Source organism: Devosia lucknowensis (assembly GCF_900177655.1).
Lineage (GTDB): Bacteria > Pseudomonadota > Alphaproteobacteria > Rhizobiales > Devosiaceae > Devosia > Devosia lucknowensis.
Genome location: NZ_FXWK01000002.1, coordinates 475,885 through 493,578 on the forward strand (window position 1 = coordinate 475,885; position 17,694 = coordinate 493,578).

Consider the following 17,694-nt stretch of genomic DNA (forward strand, 5'->3'; position numbering starts at 1 on the left):
GAGGACCTGTTCCGTGCCCGACCTGCAAAAGCCCGCGCTGACCCGCCAGGACTGGCTTTGGATCCTGGCTGCCTGGGCCATCGCCGTGGCGACGCTGGTCTACAAGGTGTTCTTTTCCAACAGCAACGGGCCGTTCTTTGCCGACACCGACGACGCCATGCGCATGGTGGTGGTGCGAGACCTGACTGCCGGCCAGAACTGGTACGATCTGGTCCAGCATCGGCTCAACACGCCCTATGGGGCCGAAATTCACTGGTCGCGTCTCGTCGACCTGCCCATCGCCGCGCTGGTCATGGCGGCATCGCTGTTCGCCGATCCGCGCATGGCGGCGATGATCGCCGGGACGATTTGGCCGCTTCTGCTGGTCGGCACGCTGCTCTGGCTCAGCGCCCGGGTGGCGTTCGAACTGGTCGGGCGCGAGGGCCTGTTGCCCGCACTGGTGCTGCCGATCCTCAGCCCGGCCGTACTCGCCGAGTTCAACCCCGGGCGCATCGACCATCATGGCGTCATCATCGTCCTGACCATGGCCTGTCTTCTGGCCAGCCTGGTCGCCCTGCGCCGGCCGCTGGCGGCATGGCTTGCGGGTGTGGTTGCAGCCACGGCGCTGGCCGTGGCGCTCGAGGCGGCGCCGCTTGTTGTCGCCGCGGTTCTGGCTTTCGGGCTTGCCTATGTTGCCGACCCCGCGCGGGCAGCTAATTTGCGCCGTTTCGGCCTTGCCCTGGCCGGTGGACTTGCGGTGCATCTTGCACTTGCGCGCCCGCCGTCGCGCTGGCTGGAAGCGGCATGCGACATGATCTCGCCGGTCTTCGTGCTGGCGGGCCTGGGCGTTGGCCTTGCCTATCTCGTGGTATCCGTGCTTCCGCCGCCGCGGCAGGCCTGGCAAAGGCTGGCGCTCTTGGGTGCGCTCGGCATTGCCGCCGTCGCGGTCGTTGTCCTCGCCTATCCGCAATGCCTTGCCGGTCCCTATGGCAGCCTCGATCCGTGGCTGCAGGAGAACTGGATCGCCGTCATCGTCGAGGCCAAGCCCTGGCATGCATCGCTGTTCGAACTGCCCGTCTATGCCATCACCGTTGCCGCGCCCGTGTTTCTGGGCCTCCTCGCCACGGCGGCCGCGCTGGTCAGGGATCGGGAGCGGCGGATGGGCTGGCTGACCGTCCTCGTTTTCCTCGCCTGTGCGGCGCTGGTCATGCTCACCCAGATACGCGGCGCCCGTCTCGCCATCCTCCCCGCCATCCCGGCGGCGGCATGGCTGATCGTCAGGGCGCGCGCGGTCTATCTCGATCGCCCCAGGATCGTCTCGGCGCTTGGTCTCGTCGGATCGTGGCTGGTCTTTTCAGGGGTTATCCTCAGCATGCTGGTCAGCCTCGTGGTCGACCTCCTCCCCGACGGGAGGGCGCAGGCCGTGGCGCAGACGCGCGCCAGCAAGCAGCCTTGCCTCGTGTCCGACAGTTTTGCCGATCTGCGCGCCCTGCCCCCCGAGCGGATCATGACGCCGATCGACCTCGGTTCGCACATGCTGCTCGAAACACCGCATGAAGTGGTGGCCGCGCCCTACCATCGCAACGAGGATGGTGTGCTCGACGCCTTCCGGTTCTTCAACCGCTCGGCCGACGAGGCGCGAGAGATTGCCCGCGTGCGCGGACTGGGCCTCCTGGTCACCTGCCCGGCCATGCCGGAAATGCGGGGCGCCGGGCTCGATGTTCCGGGCACTTTGTCGAACCTGCTTGCCGCTGGCACGCCGCCCGACTGGCTCGAGGATGTGTCGACCAGCGGCCCGCTCAAGGTTTACGCCATCCTGCCCTAGGGGGCGTCGAGGCCCAGTTCGCTGCGCAGGCGACGGCTGAGTTTCGAAGCCACCAAGCGGTGCGCCTCGGTGATGTAGGCGCGCAGATCGTCCTCGCCCAGCGCGCTCTCGTGGCTGATGGCGACCCAGCCTGCTCGCGCGAAGTAGGGGGCCGGGCGGATGCCGTCCATTTCGATCATCAGGTCGAAGGACATGTCCGGCACCTTGAGCCAGATTTCTCCCGGATCGCGATCGAGCAGGCAGAAGATCTTGCCGCCGACCTTGGCGACGGAATCGTCGCGCCACTGGTGCACGATCGTGGCGGCCGGAAGCGTGCGCACGAAAGCCTCGAAGGCGGGGCGGTGCATGATCGGCGGATAGGTCACGGCAAATGTGCACAGTCTGCTAGCAAATTGGGCGCTCCGGTTACCCGGAGCGCCCGTTTTAGGGCAAAATCACGAGGTTCTGCAGAACTATCGCGATGGTCTGCTGCAATCAGGCACTGACGCCCAGGCCGATCGGGCAGCTCACCCCAGTCCCGGCCAACCCACAGTAACCATTGGGGTTTTTGGCCAGGTATTGCTGGTGGTAGGTTTCCGCATAGTAGAACGGACCCGCCTCGGCAATCTCGGTCGTGATCTGTCCGAGCCCGCGCTGGCGCAGCGCCTGCTGGTAGGCGTCGCGACTTTTCGCAACGATTTCAGCCTGTTGCGGGGTGGTGGTGTAGATGGCGGACCGATACTGGGTGCCCACGTCATTGCCCTGCCGCATGCCCTGGGTCGGATCGTGCTCCTCCCAGAAGGTTTTCAGCAATGTTTCCAAGGAGATAACCTTGGGGTCGTAGACCACCTTGACCGCTTCGGTATGCCCGGTCTGGCCCGAGCAGGTCTCTTCATAGGTCGGGTTGGGCGTATGGCCCCCCTGGTACCCCACCGCCGTGACGTAGACGCCCGGCAGCTGCCAGAACAGGCGTTCTGCGCCCCAGAAGCAGCCGAGACCGAAATAGATGGTCTCGGCGCCTTCGGGATACGGGCCCTTGAGCGGAGCTCCATTGACAAAATGTTCTGTGGCAACAGGCATTTGCGTGTCCCGCCCCGGGAGGGCGTCGGCGGCGCTGGGGATGGTGGTCGGCTTTTGACGGAAGAACATGAGTTGCTCCTTTCAGCCCTTTATTCGCCGGCAATGCGGCGGAAGTTACAGCGGTTTCATATCTGTTCCTGGCGCAGGAACCGGTCGCGCTGCGGACGGCGACCCATCAGGGCGAGGATGATGCCGGGGACGGCGAGAACGGCAAAGACCGGGTAAGTCAGAAGAGCCTCGAGTGCGACACCCAGAAGGTCGGCGAAGAAGCGGCTATCGAGAAAGGCCTGGGTCGCCTCGAGGCTGGGCGCATGCAGCTGCGTCCAGGCCTGTCCCAGGCTTGTGAACACAAAAGCATTGGCGGCCAATGACTTGGTGCCATCGATGACAAGATAAATGAGCGCCAGGCCAATCAGCCAGGTGCCCAGAATTCGCAACAGCAGCCGCATCCGCAATTCCTATGCCCGGATATATCCAATCGAACCCGCCCCAGGTTCGTTCCATTCCAAGCACGCGCCCGTTGTGGCACGCCGTCCCCGCGTCCACAAGATGAAGACGCCGGGTTAACCGGGCCTTGCGGCAGCGGAAAAACAATCGGTATGGAGGCCAAGTGATCCCTTGCGCCGCAGTCGATCCTGAGTATATTGCGCCTCGCTCGCAGCGGCCTTTCGAGGATCCGCGGGTCCGGCCTTTCCAGACCGGACGACAGGCGATGCGGAGAGGTGGCCGAGTGGTCGAAGGCGCACGCCTGGAAAGTGTGTAGGCGGGGAACCGTCTCAAGGGTTCGAATCCCTTTCTCTCCGCCATTCCCAAGGCCCTTTGCTTTCAAGATCTTGGACGTTCCTTCATAGCGTTCGATACTTGAGCACCGCACCATCGAGGCGGGCCTGCAGCTGACCCTCGGCAACGAGATAGTTCGCCATCGGACGCAGCAGGTAAGGCATGCGGGAGATGAGCCGTGGGGAAGGGTTGGCAAAGAGCAGCGGCGCCATGTCCGCGCAGGTCATCTCCCCTTGCATGCCCTCGAGCAAACGTGTCAGGCGCTGCCGGTGAGCTTCGCGGATCGCCGCGACCTGCCGCTTGAATTCCCGGACCGGATCGCCATGCCCTGGGAAGACGACAAGGTCATCGGGGAGGGTATCGAGGCGATCGAGAAAGCGGAAATAGTCGCCCAGCATGTCATCGTCTGGCCGTTCGGCCTGGACGGGCACCTGCGGGCCCGACCCCATGAGCAATTGGTCCGCCGCGAGGAACACCTTGCGCTCGCGCGACAAAAGGCACACGGGTGCGCGCGAATGCCCACCCCCGATCCACACCTCGAAGGCGATGCCCCCCAGCTCCACGGTCTCACCATCGTGCAGATGGGCTGCCGGTCGGGGAAATGGGGCCAATGAGGAGTAATCGATAGGCGGGGCTCGCTTGTCGACCGGGATTGCGCACTGGTCGTAGAACGTCGTGGCGCTGGCCTGGCGCTGTTGCCGGTCCATGGTTGACAGGCGCGCGATGTCCTCGTGCTCGACCCTCGACATCAATAGCGGCGCACCAGTATGCCGGACGAGCATGCCGGCCTGACCGACGTGATCGATATGGGCATGGCTGCAGACAATGCTTTCTACAGCATTCGACCTGCCATCGAGCAGCGATAGCCAGATTGCGGCGGTTTCAGCGCCCGGTGCCCCGGTATCCAGGATTGCCTGTCGACCCGGCTCTCCAAGCAGAAAGGCGGTCACCCCTCCAAAGGCCGGCATCGGCAGGCGCAGGCAGACGATATCCTCGGCCCAGTGTTCAAGCCGAGGATCGGTCACCGTCAGGCCTGGGCGAAATGGCAGGCCGATTCATGTCCGGGCCGGCCATGTGACACCAGTGGTGGCTCCTGTTCGGCACAGATCGGCTGGGCCATGGGACAGCGGGTACGGAACGTGCATCCCGATGGGGGGCTCATCGGATTGGGGAGATCCCCCTTGGCGATCAGGCCTTCGCTGTCCGAGCGGCCACCGATCTGCGGAATGGCGGCCAGAAGCGCCCTTGTATAGGGGTGGGCCGGCCGATCGAACACGTCCTCGGTGGCACCCTGCTCGATGACCCGGCCCAGATACATGACCATGACTTCATCGGAAATGTGCCGAACGACAGACAGGTCGTGCGAGATGAAGACGTAGGTCAGTCCGAGATCCTTCTGCAGCTTCATGAGCAGGTTGATGACCTGCGCCTGAATGGACACGTCCAGAGCGGATACGGCCTCATCGAGGATCAGCACATCCGGGTTGAGAGCCAGGGAGCGCGCAATGGCGATGCGCTGGCGCTGGCCACCGGAGAATTCGGGGGAGCGCCGCTGCCCCGCCTCGGGCGGCAGGCCGACATGTTCGAGCAGCTGGTTCACCCGATCGGGCGAATAGGCGCCGGCGATGCGCAGGGGCTCGGCGATGACGTCGTGGATCTTCATCCGCGGATCGAGCGATGAGTAGGGATCCTGGAACACGACCTGAAGGTCGCGGCGGCGCTGCCGCAAGGCGTTGCCCCGCAGCTTGAACAAGGGACTGCCATTGAGGAAGACATCGCCACCGCTGGCATCGGCCAGTCGCAACAGCACACGGGCCAGGGTGGATTTGCCACAGCCCGATTCACCGACGATGCCGAGTGTCTTGCCGGATCGCAAATCGAAGGAAATGTCGCGCAGGGCATGGAGCTTATACCGGCGGAAGGCTGCGCCACCGATGTCGAACACCTTCTGCAGGTGCGACACCTTGAGAACGACATCGCCGTCATCATTGGCAGCTTCGGGCGACTCGGCCGGGATGGCGCTGATCTGACGCTGCTGCGCCAGCCACGAGGGTGTTTCCCCGTAGAAGTGACAGGCGACGTCGCGCTGTGGCGCGATCGCCTCCAGGGCGGGATCGGTTGCCGAACATTCCGGGCGGTCGCGACCGATGGCGCACCGTGGATGAAACGGGCAACCGGATGGACGCTTGCGCGGATCGGGGACGAAGCCGGGGATCGAATAAAGCGAGGCGACCTTGTGGTCGATCTGCGGCAGGCTCGCGATGAGGCCAGCGGTATAGGGGTGCTTGGGATCGCTGAAAAGCTGCTCACCCGGAGCCTGCTCGACAATGCGGCCCGAATACATCACCGCCAGCCGGTCGGCATATTCGGAGACGAGGCCGAGATCGTGGGTGATCAGCACCATGGCTGCGCCGGTGCGGGCGCGCACTTCGGCGAGGACCTCCATGACCTGGGCCTGGATAGTTACGTCGAGCGCCGTTGTCGGCTCGTCGGCGATCAGCAGGTCGGGTTCGTTGGCCATGGCCATGGCAATGACGACGCGCTGCCGCATGCCGCCGGAAAACTCGTTGGGAAACTGGCTGAAGCGGCGTTCAGGGTTGGGGATGCCCACGAGCGTCAACAGTTCGATGACGCGCGCCTTGACTTCCGGTTTGCTCTTGTCCGGATTGTGAAGCCGGATGGCCTCCGCAATTTGCTCGCCGATGCGCAGGACCGGGTTGAGCGTCGTCAGCGGGTCCTGGAAGATGATGGAGACCGCCTTGCCACGCACCTTCTGCAGGTCGGCAAAGGACATCGACGTGAGCTCTTTGCCGCGCAAGACAATGCTGCCTGATGCAATGGAGAGCCCGGACCCCAGCAGTCCCAGAACGGCGAGCATGGTGAGGCTCTTGCCCGAGCCGGATTCGCCGACGAGGCCGAGCACTTCGTGCTCATAAACATCGAAGGACACGTCCTGAACCAGGTGGATGGGTTTGCCATCGGCGCCCTTGGCATCGATCGACAGGTTGCGGACGCTGAGCACCGCATTGGCAGGGGCGGCGACAGGAGCGGTTTGCGGGATCATGCGACCATCTCCAGATCGTTTTCCTTGGTGAGGGTCTGAGACAGGAACTGGAAACCGGCCACCAGAACGAAGAGGGCGATACTGGGAAGGATGGCCAGTTGCGGGGCGAGGGCGAGGTAATTCTGCCCCTCGGAAACCATCATGCCCCAGCTTGGAAGTGGCGGCTGGACACCGAGGCCCAGATAGCTCAGCGATGCTTCTAGCACGATAATCATGCCGAATTCATAGGAGCCGACGATCAGCATCTGCGGCAGCACGTTGGGCAGCAGGTGATGACGGATGTTCCAGGTGGCCGAAGCCCCCTGGGTGCGGGCGGAAAGGATAAATTCGCGCTCGCGGAGGCTCAGCGCCATGCCACGGGCAACGCGACCATAAGCAACCCAGCTCGAGAGACCGAGAATGATGGCCAGGTTGACCACGCTGGGCCCGATGATCGCGGTGACGGCGATGAGCAGCAGCACGCGCGGGATCGAGAGCTGCAGGTCGGCCAGACCCATGATGAAGACTTCGACGGGCCCGCGGAAATAACCGGCGATGAGCCCGAGCGTGACGCCTACCAGAAGGCTCACCGCGACGGCGCCAAGGCCGATGAGAGCGGAGACCTGGCCAGCCAGCGCGAGGCGCGAGAGCATGTCGCGCCCCAGCGTATCGGTGCCCAGAAGATAGAAACGGCCATCGAACGAGGAGCCACCCACGGGGAGCAATGCACCGCCCAGATTCTGGCTATAGGGATCATATCCCGGGAGCAACGGGATGATGATGACCAGAACGGCAACGATGGCCAGAAGACCGATGGCAACGCCCTGGGAAATGGAAATCTTGCCCATCATGCGAGCCTCACGCGGGGATCGAGGAAGCCATAGAGAATGTCCACGATCAGGTTGATGACCACGAAGACGAGGGAGATCAGGAAAACGCCGGCGATGATGACCGGGAAATCGCGCTGGCTGACGGACTGAACGATCAATCGGCCGACGCCGGGCCAGCTGAACACCGTCTCCGTGACCACGGTGCCGCCCAGCAGCATGCCAAGATTGATGCCGGCCACCGTGACGAGCGGCAGCAGCGCATTGGGCAGCATGTGCTTGAGCAGCACCTGGATGCGTCCCTGACCTTTGGCGAAGGCGGTCCGCACGTAGTCGTTGCGCTGTTCGGCAGCGAGCGAGGCGTTGAACAGACGCAGATAGAGCGCCAGCTCGTAGGTGCCCAGCGTCAGCGCCGGCAGGATCAGGTGGCTGAACGTGCCGCGCCCATAGGAGGGCAGCCATTTGAGCTGGATGGAAAAGATCAGGATCAGGACGAGGCCGAAGGAGAAGATCGGGATCGCCTGGCGGCCGAGCGCGATCCACGTGATGACATCGCGGATCCAGCCGTGCCGGGTCATGCGCATCAGAATGCCGAGGACGAAGGCAAGACCAATGCCAACGACAAAGGATGAAAGAGCCAGTTCGAGCGTCGCCGGGACGCGCTCGAGCACGAGATCCATGGCGGGGATGGCCTGGCGCAGCGACATGCCGAAATCGCCGGTGAAGGCCTTGCCCATGAAAACGAGATACTGGATGAACAGCGGCTGATCGAGACCAAGGGCGGCCCGCAGGCGCGCGGCATCCTCAGGCGTCGCCTCGGGCGGCAGCAGCAGGATGGCCGGATCGCCCGCAAGGCGCGTCAGGAAGAATGCCGCGGTGATCACCCCGACGATCGTCAGGATCGACTGTAACAGTCTCTTGATGATGAAGCCTGCCATTCCGCCTCCTGATAGACCTTGAGGTGTACCTGTCGGCCAGTGCCGAATGCAGGCCGGACCTGGCGTCGCGCAAAGATCCGAGGATCAAAAGCTAGAAGGGTGACACCAAACTGTCAACAGTAGACAAATAGATCGTTCGCCGATAGCGTGCAGCCAGAAGAGCAGACCGGCCAGCCCTGCATTGCCGGGTGGCCTGCTCCAGAACGCAAGGGATGTACGATGAAAGCTGCTGTAGTCTGGAAAGCCGGCGAACCGATGACAATCGAGAACGTCACGATCGAAAAGCCGAAGAGCCGTGAGGTTCTGGTCCGCACAGCTTATGCCGGCATCTGCCATTCGGACCTGCATTTTGCAGACGGCACCTATCCCCACCCCATGCCTTACATTCCCGGTCACGAAGCCTCGGGCATCGTCGAAGCCGTTGGCGAAGACGTGACCCATGTGCAGCCGGGCGACCACGTGGTGGGATGCCTGTCGGTGTTCTGCGGCCATTGCTCGCAATGCGTCACGGGCCATCCGAGCCTTTGTGAATCTCCGTCGCCCAAGCTGCCGGCCGGTGTTGCCCGTCGCATGTCGCTCAACGGCCAGGTGATCCACCAATCTTCGAACCTGTCTGCATTCGCAGAGCAGATGCTGATCCACGAAAATGCACTGGTGAAGATCGACAAGGATCTGCCGCTCGATCGCGCGGCACTTGTCGGCTGCGGCGTGCTCACAGGGGTCGGTGCGGTCATCCATGCCGCCAAGGTCGTTCCCGGTTCGACCGTCGCGGTGATCGGCTGTGGCGGCGTCGGCCTCTCGGTCATTTCCGGCGCCGTGCTGGCCGGTGCGGGCCGGATCATCGCCATCGACCGTCTCGACAGCAAGCTCGAGCTCGCCAAGCAGCTCGGCGCGACCCACGTGTTCAACGCGACAGACCACGATCCGGTCGACGAGATCATCGAACTGACCAAGGGCGGCGTGCACTACTCGTTCGAGGCCCTCGGCCTCAAGCAGACTGCCGACCAGGCATTCCGCATGCTCCGGATGGGTGGCACCGCAACGCTGCTCGGCATGTTCAAGCCGGGCAACACGCTGGAGTTCGAAGGCTCGCTCTTCATCAAGGACCGCAAGATCCAGGGCTCGTCCATGGGTTCGAACCAGTTTCGCGTCGACATTCCAAACCTCATGAACTTCTACCGTCAGGGCCGCCTGAAGCTTGACCACCTGATCAGCGATAGGATCGAGCTCGAGCAGGTCAACGAAGGCTTCAAGAACCTTTATGGCGGCACACCCGTGCGTCAGATCATCGACTTCCACACCGGGGCCTGATCGATGAACGACATGATTGCCGACCTTCAGCCCGCGACTCGCGCCTTTCTGGCGCGACGTCTGGGACACTTCGTCAACGGGCAGATCCTGTCCGAAACCACGGGCGCCACCAGCCCGGTCTTCGACCCCGGTCGCGGCGCCAAGCTCATGGACGTCCCGCAGGGCACAGCCGCAGATGTCGACAAGGCAGTCGCCGCGGCGCGCGCCGCCTTCGACAGAGGTCCGTGGCGCAGCATGAAGCCCAACATGCGCTCGCGGGTGATCTGGAAATTTGCCGACCTGATCGAAGAGCACACGCAGGTGCTCGCCGAGATCGAGTCGCTCAATTGCGGCCTGCCGATCAATGCCGCCAAATTGGGCCATATCGGCACCTCGGTCGATCTGCTGCGCTATACCGCCGGCTGGCCGACAAAGCTGATGGGCCGTACTATCCCGGTCTCCTCGCCAGGGGAATGGCATGCCTTTACCCTGCGCGACCCGGTGGGCGTCGTCGCCCAGATCGTGCCCTGGAACGGCCCGCTGATGATGGCCGCCTGGAAGCTTGCCCCCGCGCTCGCCGCAGGCTGCACGATCGTTCTCAAGCCAGCCGAGCAAACCCCCCTCACCGCCATCTACCTCGCCGAGCTCGCCATCGAGGCCGGGATACCGGAAGGCGTCTTCAATGTCGTCCTGGGGGGCGCAGAGGTCGGCTCGACCCTTTCCACACACCCTGATGTCGACAAGATCGCCTTTACCGGCTCGACCTCGGTCGGCCGGGCCATCGCGGTGGCGGCGGCGCAGTCCAACCTCAAGCGCGTGACGCTGGAGCTGGGCGGGAAGAGCCCTGTCATCGTCTTCCCCGACGCCGATCTGGCGAGCGCCATTCCCGCCATCGCCGCAGGTATCTTCTCGGGCGCCGGTCAGATCTGTACTGCCGGCTCGCGCCTCTACGTGCACGAAAAAGCCTTCGACCAGGTGTTGGACGGCGTTGCGGCAGCAGCCAATGCGCTCAAGGTGGGCTATGGTCTCGACCCGGCAACCCAGATGGGGCCGCTGATCTCGGAAGCCCATCTGGCCCGTGTCGCCGGCATGACCGAAAATGCCGTGCGCGAGGGCGCATCGGTCGTTACTGGTGCCGAAGCCATCGGCGGTGGTGGGTATTTCTACAAGCCCACCATCCTCGCGAGCCTGACCCCGAGTTCCACGATCGTGCGCGAAGAGGTCTTCGGTCCGGTCCTGTCGGCCCTGCGCTTCAGCGACGACGATCTCGATTCCATTGCCGCCGAGGCCAACAGCAGCGCCTACGGCCTTGCGGCCAGCATCTTCACCAAGGATTTCTCGCTGGCTCACAAGATGGCGGCGCGCGTTCGGGCGGGAACCATCGGCATCAACAGGCACTTCGTGGGTGACAGCGCCCTGCCCTTCGGCGGCTTCCGCCAGTCGGGCTGGGGCCGTGAAAAGGGCGAGGACATGTTCAACGCCTATCTCGAAACCAAGACGGTCGCTGCGCCGCTCTGAGCGGTTTCCACAAGTCACCAAAAAGGCCCGGCGGAGCGCATCCGCCGGGCCTTTCGTTTTACCGGCTTCGACTTAGAGGGCGGCGGGGATCTTGCCCAGAACGTCCACGGCCTCGTCGGTCGAGACGACGTCGGCATACTTGGCATTCATGTCGAAGAGGTTGACCAGGTGCGAGGTGCGCGAGCGGTCATAGACAGCGTCATGCGGCACCAGAACACGGTAATTATACGCAAACGCATCGACGACACTGCCGCGCACGCAGCCGCTGGTGGTGCACCCGGTGACGACCAGGGTGTCGATGCCACGCTCGACGAGATAACTCACAAGCGGGGTCCCGAAGAATGCGCTGGGATGGCGCTTGGGCAGCAAGACGTCGCCAGGCTGGGGGGCCACGGGCGGCACGAATTCGTAGCCCTTGGCGGCGACGCCCATCAGCGCGGGCACTTTGGCGGCGAGGCGGCCGGTGTCGAAATTTTCCTTCGGCGCGACGTAGGGATAGATGATCGGCCAGCCCTTCTCGCGGAACTGCGTGACGAGCTTTTCGATCTGCGCGACGGCATCCCAGCCGACATCGCCGCAGGAGGTGGGAAATTCCTTGATGGATTCGAAGAACGGCTTGGGCTCGGTTCCGACAGTGCGGTATTGCACGTCGATGATCAGCAATGCGGGCTTGGTTCCGATGCCGGACGCGCCCCCAAAACCGGCAGCTTCATAGGCCCGGACTTCTTCCTGTGGGATAATCCCGTCCCAAATCTGCTTGCTCACGGCTCACTCCATCCTGTCACGGCACCGATGCCGCAACAGGATTCAAAAGCCTCCGAGCCAAACTGTCAACAGTTTTCAGTTAGTCAGCAACGGCGGCCATAGCACTCAGTCGGGCATTGCGCAGATGCGTGCGCATAGCCTTTTCGGCTTGGTCCGGGTCCCTCGCCTCGAGCGCGACGATGATGCTTTCGTGCTCCACCAAAGCTGCGCGGGCCCGACCCGGCAGTGTGCTGGACTTCCGACGATGGATACGTAGCTGATAGTAGATCTGGTCCATCAGCAGCCGCTCGATCTGCTCGCAATGCGCGGCCTTGACGATCGACAGGTGAAAGTCATCGTCCGTGGATCGGGGTGCGTAGGCTTCACCGGCCTGCAGTTCGGGCTGGGTCCGGTCAGTGTTCAGCAATTCACGCAAGCGCGACACTTCCTGGGCCGAGATGCGTTCGCATGCCAAACGCGCGCTCATCCCTTCAAGGGCCTCACGCGTATAGAACAGGTCCTCGATGTTGCGCTTGGACAGTTCGATGACCCGAACCCCGATGCGCGGCGTCCGCGTCACCAGACGGCCTTCAAGGCGACCCAGGGCCTCGCGGAGAGGCCCGCGGCTGATCCCCAGCCGCCGGGCCAACTCGGCCTCGGACAGACGCTCCCCGGGAAGGAACTCGCCTGACGTGATGGCCGCGACGACCATGTCGAGAGCTTCCGAACTCAGCGAAGCGCCTACGATTGGCTGTATAGTACTCATCGATCCTCCCAATCGGCCAGCGCTCTGCCCACTGATGCGCCTACGTCAACTGTTTACCGATTTTTTGACGAGGCACCAAGCCGTCGCGTGCCAATTCCTTATCCCGGCAGGTTGAATACGCGCAATGCATTGTCGCGCATGATCTTCTTCTTGGAATGGGCGCGGAAATCGAGGTCATCGACTTCCTTGACGGCGCGTTCCGGATCAATCACCCACCAGTCGGTCCCGAACATGAACTTGTCCTGGCCGAACGTATTGGCGAAATGGACCGCGGACTGCCCCCAATGCTTGGGGGCATAGGCGTCACCGGCCATGTAGACATTCTTGTGCTTGGTCGCGACCGAGATCATCTCCTCGGTCCAGGGATAGCCAAGGTGGATGCCGATAATGGTCAGCTCGGGGAAATCGATGGCGATCCGGTCGAGCAGCATCGGCTTTGCAACTGTCGCAAGCCGATTGTCGTCGCGATACACCAGGCAATGGCCAACCTGCATCATGATCGGGATGCCGAGTTCGGCACAACGGGCATAATAGGGATAGTAGATCGCGGCGTCGGGCGCCTGGCCAAACCAGTGCGGATAAAGGTGCGCCGCGACGAAGCCGAGATCCTTCACGGCATGGTCGAGTTCCTTGAGGCCAGCGATTCCGAGCAGCGGATTGATGCCGGCGACGCCCGAGTAGCGATGCGGGTATTTCTGGCAGGCTTCGTGAATGTAGGAATATGGGATCTCGGTCGAAGTGCTCATGCGACGATCGCCACAGCGGGCGGCGATCAGCAGCGAACGCTCGATACCGGCCCGGTCCATCTTTTCGAGATATTGCTCGGGGGTGAGGCCCAGACGATGATCGCCGGCCATACGCACCTGGTCGCGGAAGTTTTCGTCGGTCGGCACGCGCTTTTCGGCGATGACCTGGGGCGTGTAATAATTGACGACAATGTCGATGGCACCATAGCCGTCGCGGGTGGCGCTGGGATCGAACTGGTAATCTGTGCTTGGCATGGGCGCCTCCTATGGACCGACGTTAGAAAACCCCGACCCTAACTGTCAACTGTTGACTATTTTGATTTGACCGAGTCTGGCGGCAGCATCGGCGGCGTCCAGACGCTGCGTGCGTGCAGCACCGCCCTCAGCGCGGCGACGCGCGTAGCTTCGGAGCGGTTCGCCATTCCGGATACGGGAAACCATCTGTGCTACTGCGTCGTCCAGTTTTTCCGGGGCGACGATTTCGTCAACGAGCGAAGCGACCAGCGCCGCACCGGCATCGATTAGCGCGCCGGTATCCGCGAGTCGGCGGATCACCGTCGCCGCGCCTCGATCGTGCAGGCCTGCAAGGGCGACATGAGGATAAATGCCGTGCCTTACCTCGGGGAGACCGAAGCGAGCCTTATCGACTGCGATGACGTGGTCGCATGCCCCCAGCAGACCCATGCCACCGGCCACGCAGGCGCCGTTGATCCGGCCGATCAACGGCACGGGCAGCCTGCCAGCGGCGCGCAGGGCGGCGCTGAGGCCGGTCGGCCCGTTGGACGTAAGGTCGGCCTGGATTGCCGCCTCATTGCGCAGGTTGAGCCCGGCACAAAAGAAGCGATCGCCCCGCCCTGTCAGAACCACCGCAACGAGGTTCGGCTCGCCGTAAAGATCGGCCAGCAGGCCACCCAGAGCATGAAATTCGGCTGGGTCCAGCGCGTTGGCGCGTTCGGAGTGATCGAGGACGATGGTGACGACGCCATCCTTGCGCGTCACCACCAAGCCGGAACTGCCGGTCATCGCTGGCGCAGGTCGACGATACGCTTGGGCTTTGCCATCGCCACCGGATCAAAAATCTCGTCGCGCTTGGCGATCTCGATTTCAGGCCGAAGATTGGTAAGGGTTGTGACAAGGCTCGCGATTTCGGGCCCGATGGCATCGCCCTTGCCTTCGACGGGTGCGAGGCGGACCAGCAGCACGTCGGGCGAGAAGGGGTCGGTCGCCGATTCCGAGGTGACGACGATCTGGTACTCTTCGAGATCGGAAATCTTGTCGAGTTCGGCCTTGAGATTGCCGAGGTTCACCAAGGCGCCCTTGATCTTGATAATGTCGCCGGTGCGCACCGGCTTGGACGACAGGCGGACCGAGGTGCGTCCGCAATGCGGACAAGTCGCGTGGTCGAGCGCGCCCATGTCGCCGACCTTGTAGCGCAGGAAGACGGTACCCCGGCGATTGAGATGGGTGATGGCGAGCATGCCCGTCTCGCCGTCGGCAAGCCTGGCTCCGGACTCCCCGTCGACCACCTCGTGAAAGACCTGGTCGGGCATGGAGCTGTGAAAGCCCGAACCGTCACAGCACTCGATCATGGTGCCACCCTGCTCGGTCGAGCCGTAGCGGTTGACGATCGTCGTGTCGGCGCAGTTGAGATTGCGCATCCTGAGGCGCAGGTCGTCGCGCATGGCAGGCGAGGCAGCTTCGCCCGTGGTCATCACCATGCGCACAGCGGTGAAATCGGCGCCAAGTTCGGCCGCTCGCAGCAACACGCGGCGAACGAAGCCAGCAACACCCCAGAGCACCGTCGCCTTGTGGCGCGCGATCGAGGCTACCGCATCATCGACGCTGCGGTTGACCGGGTAGTAGCTGTCGACGCGACCCGTATTGGCGATCAGCATCGCAGCGCCCACCGCTGCCGCTTCGTCGGGCCCGCGGGAATAAGCACCCATCGGGAACGACGTCAGCGGAAAAAGATTGGCGATGAGATCGGTGTTGCGGAGGCCGATCAGATCCTGGCGCGTGCGGAACAGGTCCTGATAGGCGAAATGGTCGTGCGACGTGACGAAAATCGGCGCAGGTTTCCCGGTGGTGGTGCCGGTCGTATAGATAATCTTCCAGAGCGTGCCTTCGGCCAGGGGGAGACCCTCGGGACGAAGCCGGAAGGCTTCGGGATCGGCGAGGAAATCCGCCTTGGACGAGGGCGGAATTTTCTGGAGATCGTCGACGTTCTGAATATTGGCTGGGGTCAGGCCGCGATCACGCATCAGCTGCGAATAGAAGGGGTGGTGGTCGTAGCAAAGCTCGACCATGCGACGCAGCAACTCGTTCTGCAGGCTCCGCACCGCCTCGAGCGGCTGCCGCTGGACATCAGGCAGGGTATAGGTCGGGGCGGTCGACATTGCATTCTCCAGTCAGAACTAAAATCAGTGTTTTGCCGCCCCGAGCTGACCGGTCTCCTGGCGCCGGACAGTGGGAGCGAAAATATCGTCGGGATCGCTGGTAACCGTCACCGGGACGGCGGCCGAAGCCAGCTCGGAAAGCAGATCGCATGCCAGAACCGTGCGCCATATTGGGCCATAGTTGCGCGGCTGCTTGAGCAGCGCGATGGCGCGGCGCGTGAGATGCGCCGGATCGATGTTCGGGGTGCTTGTCCGGCGCGCAGTGTGGCTGTGGTCGAACCAGGGGAACCAGAGCTGCTGATCACGCTGGTGATGCCAGAGGCGCAACAGGTAGCCACCGTCCTCGGAGGGCACGATATCGGGGATATGGCGCATAAACGCCGCGCGCTCTTCAGATGTCAGGAGCGGGGGCGAATTCAGAACCATGCCGGACATCCTTGCCGGATGGTGTCGCGCAAAATGGAGGGCGAGGGCGGCGGCTGTACCCTCGGCGTGGATTTCCACCTGCGTCCAACCGAGTGTGTCGAGCACATCGACGATCTGGTCACACCAAAGATCGAGGCCCGGCGCCGCCGAGGGCGACTCGGCGTTTCCTGCCAGATCGAATGCCAGCACCGGATGGTCCATGGCCAGCGTCTCGATCGCCCCGAGATGCAGATCGAGGCTACCGGGGAGGTCGTGCAGGAACAGCAGGGGCGTGTTGGAGTGGTGCAGGTTCAACCCCAGTGCTCGCACCGGGCCGTGACGGGTATCGATGTAGTCGTACACCTCGCCGGCCAGGTTCGGTGCCGCAAAAGCGGATCGGTGGGCGGGCACGCCATCGACGGCCCTATGCAGCCGAAGAAGATCGAGCTCCTCCAGCATGGCCGCGGACGAATCGCGCGACATGGTCCGAACGGGCGCACCCTCAGGATAGAGCGGGATGGTCTTGTACTGGCTGTCACCCGGTCGATTGCCCCAGAATGCAGGGACGATCACGTCGGCAATACGCGGCAGGGCCCGATGCACAAAGGCCGCGCGATAGGTGCGGGCATACGTTTCGGCTGCCTCGAGGAGTTCGACTGTGCCGCGATGCAGAAAATCGATGTCCGGCAGATCCGCATCGGCCCGATGCGCGATATCGCCCGCGTCCCAAGGCCAGAACATGTGCTGTTCGCGGTAGCGGAAAAAAGTCCAGGTCAGGTGCCCGCCATGCCATTCCGGCGTGATGGCCGGCAGGTACTGTGCGAGCCGCTCCTCCGTATAGGGCGCTGAGAAAATCGGCAGTCCGTCGGTCAGGATCATCGCGGCAAGGTCGGGGTGACGCAGCGCCAGTTCGAGCGCCACGCTGGCGCCGGTATGGCGACCGTAGAGGCCGGCCTGGCGAATATCGATTGCGCGCATGGCGCCTGCGATCAGATCGGCGAGACGCTCGATGGTGATCTCGCCCTCGACGGGCGCCTGGGAAAGGCCAAAGCCAGGAAGGTCGAAGGCAAAGGTGGTGAACTCGTGCCCCCACACCGCCTGCAGCTCGCCCATGACCTTGGCCGAACAGGGACTGGCATGCAACAACACAAGGGCAGGGCCTGAACCTTGCCTGATATAGTGCACCCGGTTGCCCTCAACGGTGACGAAACCTTTGTGGAGCGGAGGGCCGGCGATGTCAGCGGTGGTCGCCGACGCGCTCATCAGCATCATCCTTTTAGCGTGTAGTAGCGCCTGGACGGCCCTATCAACTGTTGACAGTTTACATCATACAGCGGAGATTGTGTCTAGTAGCTAGTTCGGCCCGCTGAGTGGGATC

Annotated in this window: 16 protein-coding genes and 1 tRNA gene; 4 read left to right on the top strand and 13 right to left on the bottom strand. The window is 63.3% G+C overall.

What is annotated here, in order from left to right; all coding sequences use genetic code 11:
• The first annotated feature begins 13 nt into the window (after window positions 1-13).
• Window positions 14-1,804, top strand: a complete 1,791-nt coding sequence (locus tag CCK88_RS14665; RefSeq protein ID WP_086471329.1) for a hypothetical protein — start codon at window positions 14-16, stop codon at window positions 1,802-1,804.
• Here the strand turns inward: CCK88_RS14665 and CCK88_RS14670 are convergent.
• The 3 genes from CCK88_RS14670 to CCK88_RS14680 form a co-directional block, all read right to left on the bottom strand.
• Complete coding sequence (locus tag CCK88_RS14670) at window positions 1,801-2,169, bottom strand: MmcQ/YjbR family DNA-binding protein (RefSeq protein WP_210189955.1); 369 nt, start codon at window positions 2,167-2,169, stop codon at window positions 1,801-1,803. The two genes, CCK88_RS14665 and CCK88_RS14670, sit on opposite strands and share 4 nt — an antisense overlap.
• A 109-nt stretch (window positions 2,170-2,278) precedes the next feature.
• A complete protein-coding gene (gene msrA, locus CCK88_RS14675; protein WP_086471330.1) occupies window positions 2,279-2,932 on the bottom strand; it encodes a peptide-methionine (S)-S-oxide reductase MsrA in 654 nt (217 codons plus the stop codon).
• Between the two features lie 56 nt (window positions 2,933-2,988).
• The gene (locus CCK88_RS14680) at window positions 2,989-3,312 is read right to left on the bottom strand and encodes a hypothetical protein (protein WP_086471331.1); all 324 of its coding nucleotides are present in this window, start codon (window positions 3,310-3,312) and stop codon (window positions 2,989-2,991) included.
• Between the two features lie 267 nt (window positions 3,313-3,579).
• On the opposite strand from CCK88_RS14680, the gene CCK88_RS14685 reads away from it, so the two are divergent.
• Window positions 3,580-3,669, top strand: a tRNA-Ser gene (locus CCK88_RS14685).
• Window positions 3,670-3,708: 39 nt separating this feature from the next.
• Here CCK88_RS14685 and CCK88_RS14690 read toward each other — a convergent pair.
• From CCK88_RS14690 to CCK88_RS14705, 4 genes are read right to left on the bottom strand one after another with little or no spacing between them, the layout of a single operon-like run.
• A complete protein-coding gene (locus tag CCK88_RS14690; RefSeq protein WP_086471332.1) occupies window positions 3,709-4,668 on the bottom strand; it encodes an MBL fold metallo-hydrolase in 960 nt (319 codons plus the stop codon).
• Between the two features lie 2 nt (window positions 4,669-4,670).
• On the bottom strand, window positions 4,671-6,707 hold the full coding sequence (locus CCK88_RS14695) for an ABC transporter ATP-binding protein (RefSeq protein ID WP_086471333.1): 2,037 nt from the start codon (window positions 6,705-6,707) through the stop codon (window positions 4,671-4,673).
• Window positions 6,704-7,537 carry an ABC transporter permease gene (locus CCK88_RS14700; protein WP_086471334.1) on the bottom strand — a complete coding sequence of 278 codons (834 nt, stop codon included), beginning with the start codon at window positions 7,535-7,537 and terminating at the stop codon, window positions 6,704-6,706. Before CCK88_RS14700 ends, CCK88_RS14695 begins: the two co-directional genes overlap by 4 nt.
• A complete protein-coding gene (locus tag CCK88_RS14705) occupies window positions 7,534-8,451 on the bottom strand; it encodes an ABC transporter permease (RefSeq protein WP_086471335.1) in 918 nt (305 codons plus the stop codon). The genes CCK88_RS14700 and CCK88_RS14705 overlap by 4 nt, the downstream gene beginning before the upstream one ends.
• Window positions 8,452-8,670: 219 nt before the next feature.
• Here CCK88_RS14705 and CCK88_RS14710 point away from each other — a divergent pair, with 219 nt between their 5' ends.
• Both CCK88_RS14710 and CCK88_RS14715 read left to right on the top strand, forming a co-directional pair.
• Window positions 8,671-9,762 carry a Zn-dependent alcohol dehydrogenase gene (locus tag CCK88_RS14710; protein WP_086471336.1) on the top strand — a complete coding sequence of 364 codons (1,092 nt, stop codon included), beginning with the start codon at window positions 8,671-8,673 and terminating at the stop codon, window positions 9,760-9,762.
• A 3-nt stretch (window positions 9,763-9,765) separates the two neighbouring features.
• Complete coding sequence (locus CCK88_RS14715) at window positions 9,766-11,259, top strand: aldehyde dehydrogenase family protein (RefSeq protein WP_086471337.1); 1,494 nt, start codon at window positions 9,766-9,768, stop codon at window positions 11,257-11,259.
• Between the two features lie 72 nt (window positions 11,260-11,331).
• On the opposite strand, the gene CCK88_RS14720 is transcribed toward CCK88_RS14715, so the two are convergent.
• From CCK88_RS14720 to CCK88_RS14745, 6 genes are all read right to left on the bottom strand, one after another.
• Window positions 11,332-12,024 (bottom strand): isochorismatase family protein, encoded by a 693-nt coding sequence (locus CCK88_RS14720; RefSeq protein ID WP_086471338.1) that lies wholly within the window; start codon window positions 12,022-12,024, stop codon window positions 11,332-11,334.
• 79 nt (window positions 12,025-12,103) lie between these two features.
• Complete coding sequence (locus CCK88_RS14725; protein ID WP_086471339.1) at window positions 12,104-12,769, bottom strand: GntR family transcriptional regulator; 666 nt, start codon at window positions 12,767-12,769, stop codon at window positions 12,104-12,106.
• 98 nt (window positions 12,770-12,867) lie between these two features.
• On the bottom strand, window positions 12,868-13,770 hold the full coding sequence (locus CCK88_RS14730; RefSeq protein ID WP_086471340.1) for an amidohydrolase family protein: 903 nt from the start codon (window positions 13,768-13,770) through the stop codon (window positions 12,868-12,870).
• Window positions 13,771-13,815: 45 nt separating this feature from the next.
• On the bottom strand, window positions 13,816-14,538 hold the full coding sequence (locus CCK88_RS14735) for an enoyl-CoA hydratase-related protein (RefSeq protein ID WP_086471341.1): 723 nt from the start codon (window positions 14,536-14,538) through the stop codon (window positions 13,816-13,818).
• Window positions 14,535-15,911 carry a phenylacetate--CoA ligase family protein gene (locus CCK88_RS14740; protein ID WP_086471342.1) on the bottom strand — a complete coding sequence of 459 codons (1,377 nt, stop codon included), beginning with the start codon at window positions 15,909-15,911 and terminating at the stop codon, window positions 14,535-14,537. The genes CCK88_RS14735 and CCK88_RS14740 overlap by 4 nt, the downstream gene beginning before the upstream one ends.
• A gap of 24 nt (window positions 15,912-15,935) precedes the next feature.
• Window positions 15,936-17,579 carry an alpha/beta fold hydrolase gene (locus CCK88_RS14745; protein WP_170926507.1) on the bottom strand — a complete coding sequence of 548 codons (1,644 nt, stop codon included), beginning with the start codon at window positions 17,577-17,579 and terminating at the stop codon, window positions 15,936-15,938.
• Window positions 17,580-17,694: the final 115 nt, after the last annotated feature.